Below are 21,466 nucleotides of genomic sequence, written 5' to 3' on the forward strand. Positions count from 1 at the left end.
CGGTTGCGGAGGCGGTATGCGTCTGGCCTACCGTGAACGGGTGATCGATGTGCGCGAGTGGCCCGGGCTGTCCGCGGCCGTGCGACTGCTGCCGCTTGCGGTGGTGCCGCTGCTGTTGCTGGCGAGCACCTTCCCCGGCGAATTTCGGGTGCCGCCGCGCTACTGGCTGCTGGCCATGACCGCGGCGGCGGTGTTCGCGGCGGGTGAGCGATGGCCGCTGACGGCCTCGATCGTCCTGTCCGCCTTGGCGATTCCCATGTTCGTCAACACGGCGTGGGGTCTGTCCAGCTGGGTGCCCTACCTGGGTGCGCTGGCCGTGGTCGATGTGGTGCGGCGCACCGACCGGGCGCTGGAGACGGCCGTCGCGGTCGGCGGCTGGTCGGTGGCCGTGATCGTCGGGCTGGCGGTCGACCATGCCCCGTTCTGGCGCATGGCCAGCGCGGTGGCCGCCGGGGCGTACATCGGCCTGCCGCTGCTGTCGGGTCTGTACCTGCGCGGGCAGCGTCAACTCGCCGCATCGCTGCGGGCTCGGGCGGCCGAGGCGGAGTCTCGGCGCGCCGCGGCCGAACACCACGCGCGCACCGCCGAACGCAGCGCCATGGCGCGGGAACTGCACGATGTGATCGCCCACCACATGGCGTCGATCGTGCTGCGCATCGGAGTGGCGCGGCATGTGGTGCGCGCCGACGACCGGCTCGGCGCGGTGCTCGACGATGTGCACGACACGGCCGCGGCGGCACTGGCCGACAGTCGGCGGCTGCTGGTCGCTCTGCGCGATCCGGCGCTCGGGCAGGTGGCGCTGGTGGAGCCGGAGGCCGTGGCCGCGGAACTCGACGCCGCGGTGGAGCGGGTGCGGGCGGCCGGTTTCGCGGTGACCGCCGAGATCGCGGTGCCGCCCGGCCTGGACGCCATCGGCCGCCTGACCCTGCTGCGACTGGTGCAGGAATCGCTGACCAATGTCATGAAGCACGCCCCGGCCGCATCCCCGGTATCGGTCGCGGTGCTGCGCTCCGGCGATGCGGTGGCGGTCACCGTACGGAGTGCGGGAACGGGCGCCGCCACCGGCGATTCCGGCGACGGTCAGGGCATTGTCGGCATGCGGGAGCGGGTGGCCCTCACCGGCGGCACGCTGTCCGCCGGTCCGGACGGTTCCGGCTGGACGGTTTCCGCGCTGCTGCCCATCGCCGCCGCGGCGGTACCGCGATGAGCATTCGGGTACTGCTGGCCGATGATCAGCGGCTGGTCCGCGCCGGACTGCGCATGCTGCTGGAATCCACCTCCGACCTGACGGTGGTGGGCGAGGCGGCCGACGGTGCGGAGGCGGTGCGGCTCTGCGCGGGGCTGACCCCGGATCTGGTTCTCATGGATCTGCGCATGCCGGGTGTGGACGGGGTGCGGGCGACCGCGCAGATCACCCGCGCCCACCCGGGCGTCCGCGTCCTGGTGCTGACCACCTTCGACGACGACGATCACCTCTATCCGGCGCTGGCCGCCGGCGCCGCGGGCTACCTGGTGAAGGACACCGCCCCCGCCGACCTGCTGGCCGCCGTCCGCCGCACCGTCGACGGCGATATGCTCTTCTCCCCCACCCTGATCCGGCGCCTGGTCGACCGTGCCCTGTCCGCGGACTCCCCCGACCTCCCGACCGTCGACCTGACGCCCCGGGAACGGGAGGTGCTGCGCCTGGTGGGCGAGGGCTGGAGCAATCAGGAGATCGCCGAACGGCTGCACCTCGGCGCGACCACCGTCAAAACCCATGTGGCGAACCTGATGTCGAAGACCGGCTGTGACAACCGGGTGCGTCTCGCGGTCTTCGCGCACCGCGCCGATCCGGACGCCCGCGCCCCCTGGGAGATCACGCGCGGCCGGTGACGACCGGTCCGGCCGGTACGCCGAGGCTGAGTGATGTCGCCGGTGCGCCGAAGCTGAGTACTTCGCCGATAGGCCGAGGCCGAACTACTACGCCGAGGCCGAATTACTGCTCGGCGCAGGCGGTTTCGTGCACTATGCGCCAGCGCAGCCCGTTCCGGGCGGCCGGATCGGTCAGCAGCACCGCCGTCGTCAGCCGCGATGCGACGGTCTCGCCGTGCCGGTGCCGTTCCCGGAACCGCACCACCGCGGTCTCCGCCGTGCGCACCAGGATCTCGACATCGTCGATCTCGATCCGCAGTCCCGGCACCGCGCCGCCCGCGCCGCGCAGCTGATCGGTCAGGGTCGCGCGGGCGAGGACGTCTCCGTCCAGGGTGACCATCGAGAAGTCGGGATGCTGCTGGGTGAGGAAACGCTCCCGCGCCGCCTCGTCGGCGGTGCCGAGCCAGTCGCCGAGGTCGTCGTGCAGCGTCCGGATCTCCCGGACCAGGGCGTCGTCACTCACGATGCCCGACCCTAGCACCGGCGACCTGGCACTCACCGCAGCAGTTCGATGACCGGTGCGAGCTTCTCCATACTCGGTTCCAACACGGTGATATAGGAGAAGCCGTACCGCTCGCGACGTTCGCGCAGGGTGTCGGCGATCTGCTCGGGGGTGCCGATGAGCAGGGTGGGCAGCTCCTCGACGGTGGTGTCGCCCGGCGGCATATGGGGTTGGACGCCCGCGGCGAGGGCGTCGCGGTCGGCCGGCGTCGCGACCTGTTGGACCAGCAGATTGAGCTCGACCTCGGGCAGGCGCGGGCCCAGCAGCCCGCGGACGTGCTCGAGTTTGCGGGTGAACGCGGCGGGGTCGGCGAGGGTGAGGTGATGCCCGCTGGTGGACGGCGAAGCCCCCGCGAAGCCGATGATCCGGGCATGCCGGGCGGCCAGGGCGAGGACGCGGTCACCCCATCCGGCGATGAGCAGCGGCGGACCCCCGGCCTGGGCGGGGCGCGGCTGGTACTCGGGGTCGGCGAGCAGGTCGCGCAGCGTCGTCACCGTCCGCTCCAGCTGGTCCACCCGCTGCCCGGCCGTCGGGAACGGCAGTGCGGCGGCGTCGAACTCGGCCTGCACGTAACCCGCGCCGAGACCCAGTTCGAAGCGGCCGCGGCTGAGCGCGTCCAGCCCGGCCACATCCCGGGCCAGCAGCACGGGATTGTAGAAGGGCGTATTGAGCACGAAGGTGTTCAGCCGCACCCGCTCGGTCACCTCCGCGGCCACCGCCAGCGCCGGGAAGGGCGCGGGCAGCCCCAGATGGTCGGGCACGCTGATGACGTCGTAGCCCAGCGCCTCGGCCCGCTGACACTTGGTGACCCATTCGGACCGGGAGCCCGGTGTGGTCAGATTGACGCCGAAACGGAATGGCTTCTCCATACGCTCCTGTCTACCAGTCATTTTCGTTCGACCGCCCACGCCGTGGACGGACCGCCGGCGCCCCGGGCTCTGACAATCCGTGCCGCGGCCGCATCGATCCGGCTCACGTCCGGCGACCGGGGACCATGATGAGGGTGCGCACAGCGGATCAACGAGGAGTTGGCGCATGGCAGAGGTGCACACTCTCACGCAGCGGCGAGCCGCGTTGGAGCGGGTCTGGACACGGTGGGCCACCACATCCGGCGCGCCCATCGATCGAAACGCACTGCTACGCACCGAGGTCGCGCAATCCTGGCAGCGAGTGCGCGGGGCGGTGGACCTGTCCCGGGCCGTCGCCCCGGCCACCGACCGCGACGATCTGGGCCTGCGCTGGTCCCGCTCCCCGCTGCGCGAACCCGTCCTCGCGATGGCGGCAGAGTTGCGCGGCATCGCCGAGGACGCCGGATTCGTCACCGCGGTCACCGACGCGGACGGCGTGCTGCTGTGGTCCTCGGGCGCACGCCGGGTTCGGCTGCGCGCCGAGCAGGTGAACTTCGCCCCGGGCGGGGTGTGGGACGAGTTCCACATGGGCACCAACGCGGTGTCGCTGGCGTTGCACAACGACCGGCCGACCACCGTGTTCTCGGCCGAACACCTGGTGGAGGCGCTGCACGCCTGGGTCTGCTACTGCGCGCCCATCCACGCCCCGGACGGCCGCATGGTCGGGCTGCTGGATCTGTCCTCCTACTGGGATCGCGCCAACCCGCTGGCCATGTCCACGGTGCGCGCGCTGGTGTGCGCCATCGAATCCCGGTTGCGCCTCGACGCCCCGCGCACCGGACCGGCCATCCGCCTGGAATGTCTGGGCACGGCGCGCCTGCTGCGCGCGGGCACACCGATCCCGATGCGCCCGCGCCAGCTGGAAATCCTCACCCTGCTGGCGCTGGAGCCGGACGGATTCACCCCGGACCGCCTGCGCGACGCCGTCTACGGCGACCGGCCTGTCGCCGCGTCCACGCTCAAGGCCGACGTCTCCCATCTGCGCCGCGCCATCGACGGCGGTATCGCCGACCGCCGCTACCTGCTCACCCGACCGATCTGCTGTGACGCCGCGGAGGTGCTGGCCGCCATCGAGTCGGGCGACGTCACCACCGCCCTGCGCCGGTATCGGGGTCCGCTGCTACCGCATTCGGAGACCCCGGGCATCGTGCGGTGGCGCGAATACATCGACGTGGTGCTGCGCACCGCCGTGCTGTCGGGCAACCGACCCGAGCACGCCCTGCTCTTCGGCGAGCACCGCCCGGACGATATCGAGGTCCACGAGCACGCGCTTCGTTTGCTGGCTCCCGGCGACAGCCGTCGTGCCCTGGTCACCGCACGTTTGCATACCGCGCTGACGGGTTAGCGGTGACGCCAACCCGGCGCCAACCCGTCCGGTTCATAGTGAGCCCGAATACCCGGAGACATCGCGAGGAGGTCGCGCGTCATGAGTAACGCCCAACCCGGCACCGACGGGCCGAGGACCGACCCGATCACGCCCGAGCCCGACCGGCCGAGCGCCGGTCGCGCCGTACCGCGGGTCGGGTCCCTGTGATGCGCACCGGTGCCGTATCCCGGGTGGGCATCACCGAGGCCGCGGCCGAGGTCCTGCAGGGCCTCATCGACCGGCACGGACCGGTGGTGTTCCACCAGTCGGGGATGTCCCGCGACAGCGGTTCCCCGCTGTGCTGCCCGCTGAGCGAGTTCCGGGTCGGCGCGGCCGACGTCCTGCTCGGGCGGGTCTTCCCGGACACCCCGTTCTGGATGAGCGCCGACCAGTTCGAGCGGTGGCGGCACAGCCATCTCACCGTGGACGTGGTCCCGGGCCGTCGGGGCGGCTTCTCGCTGGAGGCCCACGAGGGGGTCCGATTCATCATCCGGTCACGCGTGTTCACCGACGCCGAGGCGGCGGTCCTGGAGGCGGCCCCGGCACCGCGACGCGGCGCGGACCTGACCGGATGAGTGGTGGCGCGGCCGGTTTCTCCGGGCCGGCCGCGCCATCGATCACTTGCGACCGGAGCCCAGCCAGGCGGTCGTGGTGAGCGCCTGGTGCGGAGTGTAATTCGCCGCCAGGTGGTCGAGCATGAGCCGGTCCCGCCGCGCCCACTCGTCGGCGTCGACGCTCTGACGCATGATCTGCAAGGGCGCGCTGCCACGGGAGAACTTGTCCCACATGACCGCCGCGCTCTCGTAGGACAGCGAGATGGTGTGCGGCTGCACGGTCACGTCGGTGAATCCGGCCGCCCGCAGTTCGGCGTCGAACACCTCCGGATTCTCCAGGCTGTCCGGGTTCGGCTGTGGCCGTGGCATATCCGGATTCCCGGCGCGCAGTACGTCGAACATGAGCGTCATGAGTGAGGATTCCGAGGCCGGTGCCCAGCTCGACACCACGGCGGTGCCGCCCGGCTTCAGCACCCGGTGCAGTTCGGCGAATCCGGCGGGCCGATCCGGGAAGAACATGAGCCCGAACATGGAGAATGCGGCGTCGAACTCGTTGTCGGCGAACGGCAGTCGCTGACCGTCGCCCACCTGCGCCGCCACATTGTCGAATCCGGCCGCCGCGGTGTGCGCGCGTAAGCGGTCGATCATGGTGGGCGAGAAGTCGATCGCGTCCACCCGGTCGACCAGGGCGGCGGCGGGCAGCGTCAACGTCCCGGGCCCGGCCGCGACATCCAGTACGCGCGCGTCGGCGGCCGGATCGGCCTGCGCCAGCGCCAGCACCGCGAAGGGCAGCATCATATCGGGGGTCACCTCGTCGTAGCCGTCGGCCACGACATCCCACGGGTCCGGGGCGGCGAGCGGATTGCTCATGAAATTCCTTTCGACCGCCCCAGCCTAGGGCCACAAGGGATTCCGGCTCAGCGTCCCGGCAGGAAGCGCAGTGCGCGAGCCACACCCATGAGGAAGGGCTGCCACCTGTCCTGCGAGACCAGCGGCGGCGGATCGAGATTCAGGAAGCGGGTCACCACCACGGTCTGCGGTTCGGTGAACTTCAGCAGACCGTCGGGGCCGTGGCGGCGGCCGACGCCGGAGATCCCCATACCGCCCATGGGCGCGCCGGTGGTGCCCCAGGCGGGGGCGTACCCCTCGTCGACACAGACGGTTCCGGCGTGCAGGCGTTCCGCGATCCGCTCACCGGCGGCCTTGGTGTCGGCCCAGACGCTGGCATTGAGGCCGTACTCGGTGTCGTTGGCCAGGGCGATGGCCTCGTCCACGGTGTCGAACGGGTAGATGGACACCAGCGGGCCGAAGGTCTCGTCGCGGCCGCACTCCATGGCGTCGGTGACCTCGGTGAGGATGGTCGGCTCGAAGAACAGGGGGCCGATATCGGGGCGGGCGTTGCCGCCCGCCAGCACCTTCGCGCCCTTGGAGGTGGCGTCGGCGACATGCTTCTGCACGGTCTCGAGCTGCGCGGGCGAGATCAGGCTGCCGATGTCGCTGGAGTAGTCGTAGCTCGTCCCCAGCTTGGCGTTGCGCACCGCGGCCACGAACTTCTCGGTGAACTCCGGTGCGACGGCGCGGTCCACGTACAGCCGCTCGATGGAGATGCACAGCTGTCCGGCATTCGAGAAACACGCGCGCACAGCGGCTTTGGCGGCCTTGTCCAGGTGCGCGCCGCGCGTGACGATCATGGGGTTCTTGCCGCCCAGTTCCGCGGAGAAGCCGATCAGCCGCCGCCCGCACTGCTCGGCGAGGGTGCGGCCGGTGTCGGAGGAGCCGGTGAACATGAGGTAGTCGCAGGAGTCGACGATGGCGGTGCCGACCACCGTGCCCGGTCCGGTCACCACCGCGAACAGGTCGCGCGGCAGTCCGGCCCGGTACATGAGCTCGGCGTTGGCCAGCGAGGAGTACGGCGTCTGCGAATCGGGCTTGACCACCACGGCATTGCCCGCCAGCAGCGCCGGGATCGAGTCGCCGACCGAGAGCAGCATCGGGTAGTTCCACGGCGCGATCACCCCGACCACGCCCTTGGGCTGGGTGCGGACCTGGGCGCGATTGAGGACGGGGAACGCGCCCGGCACGCTGTAGGGGCTGAGCAGCTTCGGTGCGACCCGGGAGTAGTACCGGGCCGCGAAGATCAGCCCCATGACCTCTTCCTGGGCCGCCCAGCGCGCCTTGCCGGTCTCGGCCTGGATCACGTCCATGAGGTATTCGCGGTTCTCCACCACCAGCGCCCGGTAGCGCTCGAAGACCTCGGCCCGGTCCTTGGGCGTGCGGGCGGCCCAGTCCGCCTGTGCGGCGCGGGCTTTGGTGAACGCGGCGGCCACGTCGTCGGCGGTGCCGACGGGAACCGAGCCGAGGGTCGTGCCGGTGAACACCTCGGTGATGGTCCGGGTCCGGTGGTCCCCGGTGGTGTCCACCGCCGCGAACGTCCGCAGACGGTCGAATACTGCGGCTTCCGGCACGGGCATGGTCGGCCTCCTACTTACGAGTAACTCGTGGATACACACAATCTACCCCCAGGTAGGGCCCGATCACGCCCACTCCGCCGCGATGATCCGAATCGGCCGGATTGTCGACCGGCAGCGAGTCGGACCGGCCAGCCGTCGACCGGGGTCGTGGGGCCGATGCTCCGACACGAATAACTCGAGTTGTCCAATCGAGTCCCGGTCAACGGGACATGGGCGGCATATGTGACCTACGTCCCGTTACGTTGCGCAGATGTTCAGAGCGAGGCTCGGCGTCCGAACCCGCATCCTGGCGATCGCGCTCGTTCCGAGCGCGGCGCTGCTCGGGGTGGGAGTGGGAACGGCCGGGTATTTGGTGTCCGCCGGAAACCGCGCCGAGGACTGGGCGGCGCAGATGATCGACGGCATCGAACCGGTGGCGGAGTTGCTCGAGGCCGTGCAGGACGAACGCCGGGCCACCCTGTGGATCTACGCGGGCGAGGAAACCGACCGCACCGCGCTGGCGGGGGCCAGAACCCGCCTCGACAACGCCTTCCGCACCATGACCCCGACCGAGGATCAGGTCAGGAATATGGGGCCCGAGGCACTCCAGGGCGATGTCGGTGACTTCCTGAAACTCAAGGAGAACCTCACGACCGTGCGCGCGGGCGTGGATTCGGGCCTGCTGCCCATCACCGACGCGTACACCTTCTACAGCCGCCTGCCCGACGTGGTGCTCATCGGCACCCGCATCGTGCAGGAGGACTCCCCCAGCGCCGAAATCGCCGCCGAACTCGCCGAATCGGTGCAGGTGCTGTTGGCGCTGGAGTCGCTGACCCGTGCCAACGCGCTCGGGGCCGCACTCGCCAACGACGTCGGTCTGCCCGATGAACTCGCCGCCGAATACGTTCGCCTCATCGGCTTCTATCGCATCACCGTGCAAATCCTCACCGGCGACAGCGATCCCGCGCAGGCCCAGGTGGCGCAGAACCTGCTCGCCAGCCCCGCCTGGCAGCAACTCGGGGCCATGGAACAGGCGCTCATGCAGCGTGCCTTCCCGCACGAGCACGACACCACCGATTCCCGCACCGGCGCGCAGGTCGAGGACTCCATCCTCACTCCGCTGCCGCTGACCACCGAGGAGTGGCAGGCGGCCGTCGCCGAGGTCTCCGACACCCTGGCGAAGCTGTGGGACGACCAGAACCTGGAGGCGAACAGCATCGCCCGCCAGGAGGCCCACGACAACGCACGCGATTCCCTGTTGGCCGGGTTCGGCGTGCTGCTGCTGTCATCGTCCGCCTTCGTGGTGGCGCTGCTGCTGGCGAACCGGATCATCCGGCGGCTCAAGCGCCTTCGTGACCAGACCTTCGCGCTGGCCGATGAGCGGCTGCCGGAGATCATGCGCAAGCTGAACGAGGGCGAAGAGGTGGACCCCGCCGCCGAGGCGGCCGTCCTGGACTTCGGGCACGACGAGATCGGCCAGGTGGCCAAGGCGTTCACCCATGCGCACGGCGCGGCCGTCTCGGCGGCCGTGACCGAGGCCCGTACTCGGGAGGGCGTGAAGGCGGTCTTCCTCAATATCGCCCACCGCAGCCAGGTGGTGGTGCACCGCCAGCTGGAGATCCTGGACGAAGCCGAAGCGCGCCAGGAGGATCCGGCCCTGCTGGAGACCTTCTTCCGGCTCGACCACCTGGCTACCCGCGAACGCCGCAATGCCGAGAATCTGATCATCCTGGCGGGCGGCCAGCCCGGCCGCCAGTGGCGGCAGCCGGTGCCGCTGATCGAGGTGGTGCGCTCCGGCGTCGGCGAGGCCCTGGACTACACCCGGGTGAAGATCAACCGGATGCCGGAGATCGCGGTGGCGGGCACCGTCGTCGCCGACCTCGTGCACCTGCTGGCCGAACTCGTCGACAATGCCTCCTCCTTCTCCCCGCCGCAGTCCCAGGTGGAGATTCGCGGTGGCGTGGTCGGCAAGGGGCTGGCGCTGGAGGTGATCGACCAGGGTATGGGCATCCCCGAGTCCGAGCAGGCCCGGCTCAACGAGATGCTGCGCAATCCACCGGATTTCGGTGTGAACACGCTGTCGGAGGACTCCCGCCTCGGCCTGTTCGTGGTGGCGCGGCTGGCCATGCGGCACGGTATCTCGGTGCGCCTGACCGAATCCGACTACGGCGGCGTGCGCGCCATCGTGCTGGTGCCCACGAATCTGACCGTCGCCGCCGTCGCCAGCGGCGAGATCCCCGTGGTGGCCCGGGAATCACTGGCCCAGCGCGTCGCCGCGGTGCGCACCGAATCCGAGCTGCCGCGTCTGGAACTCGAATCGCCGGAGTTCCTGCCGCCGCTGGCGCCGCCGGAACAAGCCGAACCGACGCCCGCCCCGCCCGCCGGATCCGCCACCCAGACCGGATCCTTCGAGCCGGTCGCGGTGTTCGAGCCGCCGACCAACCCCACTCGGCCGCCGGTGTTCCCGCCGCGACCCGAGCGTTTCCCGGAGATCGGCCATACCGCCCGCGAGAACGGCCGCTCCCAGTACACTGGCTCCGACACTCGGCCGGCACTCCCGCGTCGGCGTCGACAGGCAAGTCTCGCACCGGAATTGGCGAATGCCCCGGAGGCAGCCGATTCCTCGGTGCCCTCGGAGCGTCCGGCCGCCACCGCCGAGCAGGCCCGAGACCTCATGTCCGCCATCGAGAACGGAACCAGGCAGGGCCGTCGGGCCGGTTTCGATGCGTTCGGGCCTACCTCCACTCCCCCGGACCGACAGGAAGGCGATGGTGACCACCTCCAACGCTGGTGATCTCAACTGGCTACTCGACGATCTGGTCGATCGGCTCGCGGGCGTTCGACACGCGGTGGTGCACTCCACCGACGGGCTGCTGCTGGGTCGCTCCTCGGCCATGAGCCGGGAGGACGCGGAGCATTTCGGCGCCATGTCCTCCACGCTCTACGGACTGGCGCGCAGCGCGGGCAATCGCTTCGACGGCGGCGGCGTACGCCAGGCGGTCATCGAACTCGACCGGGCCGTGCTGTTCGTGACGGCCGCCGGCAGCCACGCCTGCCTGGCGCTACAGGCCACCGAGCAGGCCAACCTGGGCATGGTCGCCTACGAGATGAACCTGACCGTGCAGCGTGTCGGCAGCTACCTGTCCACCACCCCGCGCCAGGGCTTGGCCGGACAGGGCAACCCCCGACTGTCATGATGCCGCGGCCGGGGGAACAATGGTTCGACGACGCGGCTGGTCCGCTGGTGCGCCCGTATGCCCGGACGGGAGGCCGGACCATGGGCGCGGCGCACGACCTGGACATGCTCACCGTGGTGCACGCACCCTACGGAGCTCCGCCACTGCGGCGCGTCGAACCCGAATACGCGGAAATCGTTCGCCTGTGCCAGCTTCCGCAGTCGGTCGCCGAGGTCTCGGCAACCCTGCGGCTACCGCTGGCGGTTACGAAGATCCTGGTCGGTGACCTCATCTCCGACCGGCTGCTGAACTTCCGGGCTCCGGCCACCTCCGACGCCGGTCCCGGCGACCTCAACGTATTGCGAGCTGTACTCGATGGCATCCGAAAGCTTTGACCCGTCCGGGGAGCGTCAACTGGCGTCCTCGGTCAAGATCCTCATCGCCGGTGGTTTCGGCGTGGGCAAGACGACCATGGTGTCGGCGATCAGTGAGATCACTCCGCTGCGCACCGAAGAGCTGATCACCGAACTCAGTTCCGGCGTGGACGATCTGAGCGGCGTGGAAGCCAAGACCACCACCACGGTGGCTCTGGACTTCGGCCGCATCACCATCGACCCCAGCCTGGTGCTGTATCTGTTCGGCACCCCCGGCCAGGACCGATTCTGGTTCCTGTGGGACGAATTGGCGCGCGGGGCGCTCGGCGCGGTGGTGCTGGCCGACACCCGTCGCCTGGATTCCTCCTTCGCCGCCATCGACTTCTTCGAACGCCGCGGGGTGGCGTTCACGGTGGCGGTCAACTGCTTCGACGGGGCCCCGCGCTACACCGCCGAGGAGGTGCGCGATGCGCTCGACCTGGATCCGCGGCTGCCGGTCATGCTGTGCGACGCCCGCGATCGCACCTCGGCCAAGAACGTGCTCATGACCCTGGTGCAGTACCTCATCGAGCGCGCCAGCACCGCCCGCGTCGGCGGCTGAGGCGACCGATACGACAATGGCCCCGCCCGGAGTCCGGGCGGGGCCGTCGCGGTGCGTGCCGCGCGCTGGGTTCAGTCCAGGTCGACGTCGCCGAAGTCGCTGATCCAGCGGTGCGGCGGCCGGGGCGCGTGGGGTTCGCCCGGCCGGGCCACGCCCCGCACCGACCATCCGGCGGCCACGGCGGCATCCAACTCCTCCGGATGATCCGACAGGAACAGGATGCGGTGGGCCGGTACCCCGATCGCGCCCGCGATCTTCTCGTACGAGGACGCCTCCCGCTTGGGCCCGGCGCTGGACAGGTCGAAATGCCCGCCGATCAGCGGGGCGAGCGAACCGCCGCGCGCGAACTCGAACCAATCCTTCTGATTGCGCACCGAACCCGACGAGTAGATGTACAGCTCCAGCCCCCTGGCCCGCCATTCCCGCAGCGCCGGTGGCACATCCGGAAAGAACTCGCCGTGCAGCGCACCCGACCGGAACCCCTCGGCGCAGATGCTGCCCTGCGCGGCCTTGAGCGGCTCGGCCTTCACATCGGAGTTCAGCCAGCCGATCAGGATCTCGGCCACCTCGGCCGGTCCGGCATCGGGCCGATCCGCGGATTTCCGGGTGGCCGCGATGATCGGATCGGCCGCGCCGCCCACATTGTCGGCGAGCCAGTCGGGCAGCCGCTCGCGGGTGTAGCCGTACAGGTCCTCCCGCACGGAGTCGGTCGGGCTGGTGGTGCCCTCGATGTCGAGGACGACGGTGGTGATCATGCGGTGAGTTCGTCGAGGGTCGGGAAGCCGCTCGAGATCTTGTCACCGGTGAAATCGCCGATCCAGCCGTCCTCCTCCTCGAAGAACCGCACGGCCACGAACTCCGGCCGGGTGCCCATGTCGAACCAGTGCAGGGTGCCCGCCGGAACCGAGACCAGATCGCCCGCGGTGCAGACGGTCGCCAGCACCTCGTCACCCAGATGCAGATAGAAGCAGCCCTGTCCGGCCACGAAGAACCGGACCTCGTCCTCGGCGTGCCGATGCTCGTCGAGGAATTTGGTGCGGGCCGCCTCGGCCTTGGCGGGCCACTCCGGATCGCCGTCATCGGGGTGGATGCGCGCCACGTCGATGTGCTTGTAGCGGCCGTCGGCATTGAGTTCGGCGATGTGACCGGCGTATTCGGCCAGAATGTCCTCGGTCGGCGTGGTGGCGTCCAGCCCGGTCATGAGCGGCCAGCGCTGGAATACGATGCCGCGCTTGCCGAGTTCGGCCGCGATCACGGCATCGTCGTCGGTGCGCAGCGTCACCTCGTCGGCGGCCGAATCGGGCATCACCTGCAGCAGTGTCATGTCGGATCCTCCTCGGAACCATTGTCGCCCACCGGAATCTCCCGGTGACCGGTCAGACTGGCCAATTCGCACAGCGCTTCCAGGCATTCGGCGCGGTCGCGAGCCTGCGCCAGGGACGCGCCCCAGGCGGTGATGCCGTGCCCGGCGATGAACAGCACCGGCGGGGCATCCGGATGATCGAGCAGATAGCGCTCGATATCGCGCCCGATCCGCGGTACCTCGGCGTGGTTCGGGAAGACCGGAATGTCGATGGTGTGCGGGCTCGTTCCGCCCAGCCCCTTGATGAGCTCGTAGCCGGAGAACCGCACGCTGCCCGCGGCCGCGCCGACCGACAGCGCCGTGGTGTGCGGCGGGTGGACGTGGACCACCGCCGCCGCGGGGGTGGTGCGGTAGACGGCCGTATGGATGGTGGTCTCCGCCGACGGTCGGCGGCGGGAGGGCAGGGCGGGCTCGGAGTCGGCCACGCGGACGGTCACCGTATCGGTGTCGGTGAGTTCGCCCTTGGACAGGCCGCTGGCCGTGATGACGGCCGAAACACCCTGGCGTACCGAGATATTGCCGGCCGTACCGGGCATCCAGCCGCTGGCGTAGAGGCCGCGGGCCACGGCCGCGATCTCGCGACCGGCACCCGGTTCGGCGGGGGTGGTGCGGGTGAGTTCGGTGACCGACCGGGTGAGCGCGGCGAGGTATTCGTCGGTGGCGGCCTCGCCGGGAGACGCTTGCGGACCGGCCGCGGGCGGTTCGGCCGTCTCGGCACGCGATTCGAGGCTCGCCTCGGAGGGAATGCGTTTGGGCAGCCCACCTTCGGTGGTCTCGGTGGCGGGCGGGTGGTCGGAGTGCGCCTCGGTGGGCTCGGTCGCCGGGCGCGGGGTCGTCCCGGTGAGTGTCGAACCGCTGTGCCCGCCAGCGCCATTGGTGTCGGCCGGGGCCTGCCGGTAAACCTTCTGGGTCTGCGCGTCGGCCGCGGTGCGCACCTCACCGGGGTGTTCGAGCACACCGTATTCGGTGACCACCGCGGTCACCAGTTCCGGCGGCGTCACGTCGAAGGCCGGATTGAAGGTACGGGTGCCCTCGGGCGCGGTGGGCACCCCGCCGAAGCCGGTCACCTCGGCGGCGGCGCGCTGCTCCACCACGATGTCGCGGCCCGACGCGGTCGCGATATCGCGGGTGGATTCGGGCGCGACCACGATGAACGGGATCCCGTGGTGGCGCGCGGCCAGCGCCAGCATGTAGGTGCCGATCTTGTTGGCTACCGCGCCGTCGGCGGTGATCCGGTCCGCGCCCACGATGACGGCGTCGATGCCCTCGGTGGCGATGGCCCAGGCGGCGGCCGAGTCGATGGTGAGCCGGTGCGGAATGCCCGCCTGCGCCAGCTCCCAGGCGGTGAGCCGCGCCCCCTGCAGCAGCGGCCGGGTCTCGTCCACGATCACCTCGGCCAGCGCGCCGCGCTCGTGCAGCACCCGCAGCGCCCCGAGGGCGGTGCCCACCGCGGTGGTGGCGAGCCGGCCGGTATTGCAGTGGGTGAGGATGCGCAGCGGGCGGTTCGGCGACAGTCGCAGCACCAGGTCCGCGGCGTGGGTGGCGGCGGCCTGATTCACCCGGCCGTCCTCGGCCAGCATCTCCAGCGCCTCGTCCAGGACGGCCTGCGCGCCGTCGGCCAGCCTGCTCAGCGCGCGCCGCACCCCCCAGGCGAGGTTGACCGCCGTGGGCCGGGCGTCGGCGATGCGCTGCGCCTCCGCCCGCACCCGCTCGACATCCACCACCCCATCGCGGGTGTGCGCGCGCACCGCGATCACCACACCGAACGCACCGGACACCCCGATCGCCGGGGCACCGCGAATCGCGAGCGAGGTGATGGCGTCGATGAGGTCGTCGACCGTCGTGATCCGCAGCTCCCGCAGTTCCCGCGGCAGCGCGCGCTGATCGACGGTGACGAGCGCACCGTCGATCCACGCGATCGAGCTGTCATCCATCCGTGGCCTTACCTAACTGTCTCGAAACGGGCAGACCCGTGCGATACGGGCCGATCGCAACGGTATCGAATCCCGATCCCCAGGCGACCGGCAGGTTTCGCGCGGCGCCGCGTACTCCCCCGACCTCACATACCCCGGTAGCATCTCGGTATGGCGAGAGAGCGTCGCACCCGCAAGATCACCGTGACGATGCCGGAGGAAATCGCCACCACCCTCGACGACTGGCGGCGCAGCGGCCGGATCGAATCGGTCTCCGCGTTCGTCGCCGAATCCGTGAAAGCCCGGGTGGACCGGGCACAGTCGCTGGCCCGGATCGAAGAGGTATTCGGTGGCCGTCCCCCGCTCGATCTGATCAACAAGGCACGGGCGGTACAGGGACTGCCGCCCTTATCCGAGGAGGAGGATCCCGGCGATCGCGCCGGTGCCGCGTGACCGCCCCGGCCCAGGGGCCGCTGACCGGTTCCACGCTCGGCGGCATCGTGTTCGATACGGCAGCGCTCACCGCGTGGGCGCATCGCGTGGCCTATGTGCAGTCCGTGGTGTGGGCGACCGCGGACGCGGGACATACGATCATCGTCCCGGCCACCGCCTTGGCCGCCGCCCGCGCACTCATCTCGCCGGTGCGGCTCGACATCCTCTCGGTCCTGCTGGATCTTCCCAACACCGTCATCCAGCCGCTGGACCGGCCCGCCAGCGATCACCTCGGCGCGGCGCTGGCGGACCGCCCCGACGCCGATGCGCTCATCCCGGCCGGACACGCCACCCTCGAAGCGGTGAGCCGGGATTGGCCGTGCCTCACCGACCGCCCCGACACCCTGCGCAAACTCGATCCGCGGGTGCAGATCGACACCCTGCCCTGATTCAGCGGCCCACGGCGACGGTGACATTGTGTCCGCCGAAGCCGAAGGAATTGCTCAGCGCGTACTCCGGTCGCTCCTCGCGCGGCTTGTCGGCCACCACATCGAGGTCGAACGCCGGATCCGGATTCTCGTAATTCAGTGTGGGCGGGATGATTCCGTCGCGCAGCGTGCGCAGGGTCAGGATCACCTCGAGCGCGCCCGCCGCGCCGATGGAGTGGCCCAGTGCCGATTTGGGGGCGTAGACCGAGGCGTGCGGCGTCACCGCGGTGATGGCGTGGGCCTCCGAGGCGTCGCCGATGGGGGTAGCGGTGGCGTGAGCGTTGACGTGGGTGATGTCGTCGGGCCGAAGTCCGGCCGAGCGCAGGGCCTTGCGCATGGCGCGGGCCGCGCCGTCGCCGTCGGGCGCGGTGCCGGTGATGTGGTAGCCGTCCGAGCTGATGCCCGCGCCGAGGATGCGGCCGAATACGTGCGCGCCGCGGGCGCGGGCGTGCTCTTCGGCCTCGAGGACGAGCACGGCTCCGGCCTCACCGAAGACGAAACCGTCCCGGTCCCGGTCGAAGGGCCGGGAGGCGCGGGCCGGTTCGGCATTGCGGGTGCTCATGGCGCGCATCATGGCGAAGCTGGCGATGGGCACGGCGTCGATATGGCCTTCGACGCCACCGGCCACCATCACATCGGCCTCGCCGGTGGTGATCAGCCGCCAGGCGTGGGCGATGGCCTCCGCACCCGAGGCGCAGGCCGACACGGGAGCGTACACACCGGCTTTCGCGCCCACCTCCAGGCCGACGGTGGCGGCCGCGCCATTGGGCATGACCATCGGGACGGTCATGGGCGGGACCTTGCGGTAGCCGCCCGCCCGCATCCGGTCGACGGCGTCGACCAGGGCGTCCCCACCGCCCAGTCCGGTGCCGATGGCCACGCCCAGCCGGTCGGCGTCCACCGCGGGCGTACCGGCCTCGGCCCACACCCGTCGTCCCAGCACCAGGGCGAGTTGCTGCACGAAGGAGGTGCGACGCTGCTCGATGCGGGTCAGCTGGTCGCCCGGCCGCGCCGTGAGCCGTCCGCCGATGCGCACCGGCAGGTCGTACTCGGTCACGAAATCGTCGGTGAGCGCGCCGATTCCGCTGTCCCCGGCCAGCAGTCGCGCCCAGGTGGTGTCCAGGTCCGCGCCCAGGCAGGTGGTGGCGGCCATGGCGGCCACCACCACGTCGCGGCCACCCGATCGAGTTTCTGAAGCACTTGTTACACCCATGGTGTCATGGATACCTGTAGCGTCCGATACAGTCAAACCGTGCCACGCCCCCTCGACCACGCCCGTCGCGCCGAACTGCTGTCCGGCGTGATCGCCTATATCGCGGAGTACGGACTCATCGAACTGTCGCTGCGCCCGCTGGCCGACTACCTCGGCACCAGCTCGCGCATGCTCATCCACTATTTCGGCAGCAAGGAGGCCATGCTGGTGGCCGCCCTGGAAACCCAGCGGCCCGATATCGGCGCACTGTTCACCGGCGTCGACGACGTGGACGCGCTGCGGGACCGTCTCGGCGACGCGTTCACCCTCAACACCAGCGGGGCGGCGGGCACCAGCCTGCGGGTGCTGCTCCAGGTGCTGGGCGCGGCCTGTGTACCCGACAGCCCCTTCCGCGGCTACGCCGAATCGGCCGTCCGCGTCGTGGTCGACGCCATCGCCGCCGCCCTGCGCCGCGTCGATCCCACCCTGGACGACCCGGAATCCGCTGCCACCCTGCTGGTTTCCGGCATTCGCGGGCTCATTCAGGACTGGTGGGTCACCGGTGACACCGACCGCGTGCACCGCGCCACCCGCCGCCTGATCGCGACCGCGCTTCCATCCGGCGCGCCGTCGCCCTCTTGACGAGACGGCCTCGAGGGCGTGCGCTGGGAGCAGACGCGAAGGAGTGTGCGATGGTCCCCCGACTCGCCGGTGTGCACCACCTCAAACTGCCAGTCTCCGACCTGGAGATATCCATCGACTGGTACCGCACCCGCCTGGGCTACGAACTCGACGTCGAATTCGTCGAGAACGGCGTGCTGGCGGGCGTGGGCCTGCGCCACCCCGACGGCGGTCCGCCGCTGGCGCTGCGCCTGGACCCGGAAAAGGCCGCCGCGGCGGCGGGATTCGACTACTTCGCCATCGGCGTACCGGACCGGTTCCGCCTCGACGAGCTGGCCGAGCACCTCACCGCCCTCGGCGAGAGCCACGCCGGGGTGCACTTCGCGACCAAGGGCTGGATCCTGCCCCTGCTACACGATCCCGACGGCCACGAGGTGCGGTTCTACACCGTGGACCACCACACCGAAACCGGTGACGAGGTGATGACGGTGCACGACCCCCGGGAGACCGCCGCCGTGCGCGAGGCGGAGTACCGCGCGCCGACCGAGGACTGAGCCGTCGCTCAGGACGCCGCGGGTGCGATGCGGCGGCGGGCGGGGCGGCCACGCTGTGGGCGGGTCGACGACAGTCCCACCGTCGAACCGGTGCTCACCTGACTGTCCACGATCCCGACCGACCGGCCCGGCGCAGTTCGACGGCCAACTGCAACAGTTCGGCCATGGGTTCCCCGTCGGTAGCCGCCAGCGTGACGGCCTCGGCCACCGGCAGGGCTCGAACCTCGATGATCCGTTCGGCGTCATCGGGATTGGTCGGCGCGGTATCGAGGACCACCTCCGCTCCGCACCACAGCCACGCCTTGTGCGGATGCGGCTGCCACGGCCGATACGGCAGCGCCCGGTCGCTGGTCGCGTAGTGCGCACCGAGCGGCCACAGCGGCCCGGCGAGCCGAGCCCCCGCCTCCTCGCGCAATTCCCTTGTGACACAGTCGAGTACCGACTCACCCGCCTCGCGGGTCCCGCCCGGCACCAGCCACACGTCCCGATCGTCCCGGCACAGCACGATCCGGTCCCCGACGAAGCAGACCACGTGGATATTGGTCACCAGTTCATCCGGTGGCAGCGTGGTGGAGAACCGGACATCCAGTCCACCCCACTCCCAGCGGGCCGGTGCGTGCAGGAGGGGGTAGCGGTCGGCGAGGGTCACGAATCGACGCTAGCGCTCGTCGCGTGCGCGGGTGAATCGATATCGACGGGTGCGGGTCGTTCGCGGGCGATCAGGTCTGGGATTGTTCCAGGACGGCCAGTGCACGGTCGCGGAGGGCGGTGGTGGCCCGGGTGGGGTCGCCGGAGTCGAAGGGGGGCTTCGGGTTGTATTCGATGGCGAGTTGGATGGCGCGGGCGGTGTCCTCGTCGGTGAGCAGGGACGCGAGGTAGAGCGCCATGTCCAGGCCCGCGGAAACGCCTGCGGCCGTGATGAATTTGCCGGAGTGGACGTAGCGGTGCGGTAGACAGCTGACCGGGTAGGTGGATTCGAGATAGGGGGCGGAGGCCCAGTAGGTGGTCGCCTGGTGTCCGTCCAGCAGTCCGGTCGCGGCGAGGACCACCGAACCGGTGCAGACGGCGGACGTCCAGGTCGTGGTGGCGTCGATGTCCCGAATCCATTGCAGCAGCGCGGAATCGCGGATGGCGGCGGTGGTTCCGCGGTTCCCGGCGCCGGGTATCAGCAGGACGTCCAGCCGATCCACCTCGGCGCGGGCCCGCTCGGCGACCACGGCCACGTCGCCGGTGTCGGTGCGCACCGGCCCGCGCCGCTCGGCGATCATCGTCACCCGCGCGCCCGGGATCCGGGACAACACCTCGGCGGGACCGGTGGGGTCGAGGAGGCTGAAGCCGTCGTAGAGCACGATCCCGATCTCCGGCCCGGCACCATCCGGCCTCGCCTGGGCCGTGGCGGCGAAGGTCGTGGCGAGTCCGGCCGCGGCCAGCGTCGCGCTGCCGCGCAGCACCTGTCGGCGCGTTCGCCGCGGCGGATGCGATGTCGTGGACAAGGTCGAGTAGTCGGTCACGACACCGGAGTGTCGTCGCCGATGTCGGTGCGGACCACCGGCATGTCCGCCATCTTGCGGATCGTGTCCCCGCTCATGCCGTAGTGCCCGTACAGCGCCGCCCGCAGCGTCTGCGCCGAGGCGAAGCCGCACCGTCGGGCGACGGCCGCCAACGGCAGGTCGCTGTGCCGGACCAGGTGCGCGGCGGCCTCGGCGCGTGCCGCGCGCACCGCCCGCGCCGGGGTGGTGCCCAGATGCGCGAGGAACAACCGGGACAGGTGGCGGGTGCTGACTCCGCCGCGCGCCGCCAGCACGCGCGGTGAAAGGTCCTGCGCCAGATTGCTCGCCACGTACCGCATCAGCTCGTCGACCAGTCGGTCCTCGGTCGGCGGCGCGGCGAGGTACATGCTGAGCTGTGCCTGATCGGCCGGACGGTGCACGTAGGTGACCAACTCCCGGGCGACGGCGCGAGCCAGGGCGGAGCCGTGATCGTCGGCGATGAGCGAGAGTGTCAGATCGAGCGCGCTGGTCACTCCGGCGGAGGTGTAGACGTCGCCGTCGCGCACGTACAGCGGTGCGGTATCCACGGCCACCTGCGGGTAGCGGGCGGTGAGGTCCGCGCCGTAGGCCCAGTGCGTGGTCACCCGCCGCCCATCCAGCAGTCCGGCGGCCGCCAACAGCGATGCGCCCGTGCAGACCGCCGCGATGCGCCGCGACCGGCGCGCCACCCGCCGCACCTGATCGAGGAGCCGACCGTCCGCGGCGGCCGCATCGGCGCCGGGGCCGCCGACGACCATCAGGGTGTCGATCGCACCGCCGACGGTTTCGAGTCGGCCGCTGCCCATGGGAATGCCCGCCGAGGTCCGTACCGCTCCCCCACCCACCGAGACCAGTTCGATCGCGTACCCGGGGGCGGCCCCGAACCGATTCGCCAGATCCCAAGCCCCACACGGGCAGGCGATGTCGAGAATCTGCGCGTCGTCGTAGGCGATGACGAGCATCCGGCGTACCGCGTCCACTCGGCCAACCGTAACGGCGGCCCTGCCGCGCCCCGGCCCGGACCCGCGACCACGGGGTGAACATGTTCCAGTTTGTGCGCTAGTGTTCCGGCATGCCCTTGGTGATCGACAAGAGCGTCGAGATCGACGCACCCGCCGACCTGGTCTGGCAGGTGCTCACCGACGTGGACCGCTACGGCGAGTGGAATCCCTTCGTACTCGGCTGTGAGACGACGCTGGAGCCCGGATCGCCCATCGATATGCGCGTGCGGCTCATCGGCCCGCGTCCGCGCACCCAGCGGGAATTCATCCGGTCCCACACGCCGGGAAGGGAATTCAGCTACACCATGAAGCCGGTGCCGCTGGGCACCCTGCACAGCGAGCGCTCGCACACCGTCACCGCGCTGGGCGCGGACCGCTGCCGCTACGACTCCCATTTCGCGCTGGCCGGGTGGCTCAGCCCGGTGGTCGCCGCCGTGCTGGGCGGCGCGCTGCGGCAGGGGTTCACGGGAATGACCGATGCGGTCAAACAGCGCGCCGAGTCCCTGCACGGCGCGCTGCGCGACTGATCGC

Annotated in this window: 24 protein-coding genes; 13 read left to right on the top strand and 11 right to left on the bottom strand. The window is 70.6% G+C overall.

The genetic code is table 11. The features are described 5' to 3' along the window. Positions 1–16: 16 nt before the first annotated feature. Together FOH10_RS13220 and FOH10_RS13225 are read left to right on the top strand one after the other, a co-directional pair. Entirely contained in the window at positions 17–1,207 is a 1,191-nt protein-coding gene (locus FOH10_RS13220) for a sensor histidine kinase (protein ID WP_143980917.1), read from the top strand. Continuing rightward, entirely contained in the window at positions 1,204–1,872 is a 669-nt protein-coding gene (locus FOH10_RS13225; RefSeq protein WP_143980918.1) for a response regulator transcription factor, read from the top strand. Before FOH10_RS13220 ends, FOH10_RS13225 begins: the two co-directional genes overlap by 4 nt. Positions 1,873–1,975: 103 nt before the next feature. Here FOH10_RS13225 and FOH10_RS13230 read toward each other — a convergent pair whose 3' ends face one another. Together FOH10_RS13230 and FOH10_RS13235 are read right to left on the bottom strand one after the other, a co-directional pair. Then, entirely contained in the window at positions 1,976–2,374 is a 399-nt protein-coding gene (locus FOH10_RS13230; RefSeq protein ID WP_244961949.1) for a DUF4440 domain-containing protein, read from the bottom strand. Between the two features lie 32 nt (positions 2,375–2,406). Further along, positions 2,407–3,282, bottom strand: a complete 876-nt coding sequence (locus FOH10_RS13235; protein WP_143980919.1) for an LLM class F420-dependent oxidoreductase — start codon at positions 3,280–3,282, stop codon at positions 2,407–2,409. Between the two features lie 166 nt (positions 3,283–3,448). Between FOH10_RS13235 and FOH10_RS13240 the strand changes: the two genes are divergently transcribed. Together FOH10_RS13240 and FOH10_RS13245 are read left to right on the top strand one after the other, a co-directional pair. Further along, positions 3,449–4,666 (top strand): helix-turn-helix domain-containing protein, encoded by a 1,218-nt coding sequence (locus tag FOH10_RS13240; RefSeq protein WP_143980920.1) that lies wholly within the window; start codon positions 3,449–3,451, stop codon positions 4,664–4,666. A gap of 188 nt (positions 4,667–4,854) precedes the next feature. Next, positions 4,855–5,262: a DUF779 domain-containing protein gene (locus tag FOH10_RS13245; RefSeq protein WP_043599955.1), complete on the top strand. Its 408-nt coding sequence runs from the start codon at positions 4,855–4,857 to the stop codon at positions 5,260–5,262. Between the two features lie 42 nt (positions 5,263–5,304). Here FOH10_RS13245 and FOH10_RS13250 read toward each other — a convergent pair whose 3' ends face one another. After that, entirely contained in the window at positions 5,305–6,111 is an 807-nt protein-coding gene (locus FOH10_RS13250) for a class I SAM-dependent methyltransferase (protein WP_143980921.1), read from the bottom strand. Between the two features lie 47 nt (positions 6,112–6,158). Further along, positions 6,159–7,712: a succinic semialdehyde dehydrogenase gene (locus FOH10_RS13255; RefSeq protein WP_143980922.1), complete on the bottom strand. Its 1,554-nt coding sequence runs from the start codon at positions 7,710–7,712 to the stop codon at positions 6,159–6,161. Positions 7,713–7,962: 250 nt separating this feature from the next. On the opposite strand from FOH10_RS13255, the gene FOH10_RS13260 reads away from it, so the two are divergent. From FOH10_RS13260 to FOH10_RS13275, 4 genes are read left to right on the top strand one after another with little or no spacing between them, the layout of a single operon-like run. Continuing rightward, positions 7,963–10,485, top strand: coding sequence for a sensor histidine kinase (locus FOH10_RS13260; RefSeq protein WP_143980923.1), 2,523 nt, complete (start codon positions 7,963–7,965; stop codon positions 10,483–10,485). Beyond that, positions 10,460–10,888 carry a roadblock/LC7 domain-containing protein gene (locus tag FOH10_RS13265; RefSeq protein WP_228807646.1) on the top strand — a complete coding sequence of 143 codons (429 nt, stop codon included), beginning with the start codon at positions 10,460–10,462 and terminating at the stop codon, positions 10,886–10,888. The genes FOH10_RS13260 and FOH10_RS13265 overlap by 26 nt, the downstream gene beginning before the upstream one ends. Next, complete coding sequence (locus FOH10_RS13270; protein ID WP_029927698.1) at positions 10,888–11,262, top strand: DUF742 domain-containing protein; 375 nt, start codon at positions 10,888–10,890, stop codon at positions 11,260–11,262. Before FOH10_RS13265 ends, FOH10_RS13270 begins: the two co-directional genes overlap by 1 nt. Then, on the top strand, positions 11,243–11,842 hold the full coding sequence (locus FOH10_RS13275; protein ID WP_029927695.1) for a GTP-binding protein: 600 nt from the start codon (positions 11,243–11,245) through the stop codon (positions 11,840–11,842). The genes FOH10_RS13270 and FOH10_RS13275 overlap by 20 nt, the downstream gene beginning before the upstream one ends. A 71-nt stretch (positions 11,843–11,913) precedes the next feature. On the opposite strand, the gene mtnC is transcribed toward FOH10_RS13275, so the two are convergent. From mtnC to mtnA, 3 genes are read right to left on the bottom strand one after another with little or no spacing between them, the layout of a single operon-like run. Continuing rightward, positions 11,914–12,597: an acireductone synthase gene (mtnC, locus tag FOH10_RS13280; protein WP_143980924.1), complete on the bottom strand. Its 684-nt coding sequence runs from the start codon at positions 12,595–12,597 to the stop codon at positions 11,914–11,916. Continuing rightward, positions 12,594–13,166 carry a 1,2-dihydroxy-3-keto-5-methylthiopentene dioxygenase gene (locus FOH10_RS13285; protein WP_143980925.1) on the bottom strand — a complete coding sequence of 191 codons (573 nt, stop codon included), beginning with the start codon at positions 13,164–13,166 and terminating at the stop codon, positions 12,594–12,596. Before FOH10_RS13285 ends, mtnC begins: the two co-directional genes overlap by 4 nt. Continuing rightward, positions 13,163–15,139, bottom strand: coding sequence for an S-methyl-5-thioribose-1-phosphate isomerase (mtnA, locus tag FOH10_RS35620; protein ID WP_244961951.1), 1,977 nt, complete (start codon positions 15,137–15,139; stop codon positions 13,163–13,165). The genes FOH10_RS13285 and mtnA overlap by 4 nt, the downstream gene beginning before the upstream one ends. Positions 15,140–15,289: 150 nt before the next feature. Between mtnA and FOH10_RS13300 the strand changes: the two genes are divergently transcribed. Together FOH10_RS13300 and FOH10_RS13305 are read left to right on the top strand one after the other, a co-directional pair. Beyond that, positions 15,290–15,571, top strand: coding sequence for a hypothetical protein (locus FOH10_RS13300; RefSeq protein ID WP_051037283.1), 282 nt, complete (start codon positions 15,290–15,292; stop codon positions 15,569–15,571). After that, positions 15,568–15,999: a hypothetical protein gene (locus FOH10_RS13305; RefSeq protein WP_051037282.1), complete on the top strand. Its 432-nt coding sequence runs from the start codon at positions 15,568–15,570 to the stop codon at positions 15,997–15,999. The genes FOH10_RS13300 and FOH10_RS13305 overlap by 4 nt, the downstream gene beginning before the upstream one ends. Before the next feature lies 1 nt (position 16,000). Here FOH10_RS13305 and FOH10_RS13310 read toward each other — a convergent pair whose 3' ends face one another. After that, positions 16,001–17,251 carry a KasA/KasB family beta-ketoacyl-ACP synthase gene (locus FOH10_RS13310; RefSeq protein ID WP_143980926.1) on the bottom strand — a complete coding sequence of 417 codons (1,251 nt, stop codon included), beginning with the start codon at positions 17,249–17,251 and terminating at the stop codon, positions 16,001–16,003. 39 nt (positions 17,252–17,290) lie between these two features. Here FOH10_RS13310 and FOH10_RS13315 point away from each other — a divergent pair, with 39 nt between their 5' ends. Then, the gene (locus tag FOH10_RS13315; RefSeq protein WP_143980927.1) at positions 17,291–17,872 is read left to right on the top strand and encodes a TetR/AcrR family transcriptional regulator; all 582 of its coding nucleotides are present in this window, start codon (positions 17,291–17,293) and stop codon (positions 17,870–17,872) included. A 50-nt stretch (positions 17,873–17,922) separates the two neighbouring features. Further along, positions 17,923–18,405 carry a VOC family protein gene (locus FOH10_RS13320; RefSeq protein WP_039814295.1) on the top strand — a complete coding sequence of 161 codons (483 nt, stop codon included), beginning with the start codon at positions 17,923–17,925 and terminating at the stop codon, positions 18,403–18,405. 94 nt (positions 18,406–18,499) lie between these two features. Here FOH10_RS13320 and FOH10_RS13325 read toward each other — a convergent pair whose 3' ends face one another. The 3 genes from FOH10_RS13325 to FOH10_RS13335 form a co-directional block, all read right to left on the bottom strand. Continuing rightward, positions 18,500–19,054, bottom strand: coding sequence for an NUDIX hydrolase (locus FOH10_RS13325; RefSeq protein WP_221937963.1), 555 nt, complete (start codon positions 19,052–19,054; stop codon positions 18,500–18,502). 70 nt (positions 19,055–19,124) lie between these two features. Further along, positions 19,125–19,916, bottom strand: a complete 792-nt coding sequence (locus FOH10_RS13330) for a DJ-1/PfpI family protein (RefSeq protein WP_221937964.1) — start codon at positions 19,914–19,916, stop codon at positions 19,125–19,127. Further along, positions 19,913–20,914, bottom strand: coding sequence for a GlxA family transcriptional regulator (locus FOH10_RS13335; RefSeq protein ID WP_221937965.1), 1,002 nt, complete (start codon positions 20,912–20,914; stop codon positions 19,913–19,915). The genes FOH10_RS13330 and FOH10_RS13335 overlap by 4 nt, the downstream gene beginning before the upstream one ends. Before the next feature lie 92 nt (positions 20,915–21,006). Between FOH10_RS13335 and FOH10_RS13340 the strand changes: the two genes are divergently transcribed. Next, entirely contained in the window at positions 21,007–21,462 is a 456-nt protein-coding gene (locus tag FOH10_RS13340; RefSeq protein WP_143980928.1) for an SRPBCC domain-containing protein, read from the top strand. The last annotated feature ends 4 nt before the right edge of the window (positions 21,463–21,466 follow it).

The sequence above is a fragment of the Nocardia otitidiscaviarum genome (assembly GCF_007362295.1).
In the GTDB taxonomy this organism is placed as follows: Bacteria; Actinomycetota; Actinomycetes; order Mycobacteriales; family Mycobacteriaceae; genus Nocardia; species Nocardia otitidiscaviarum.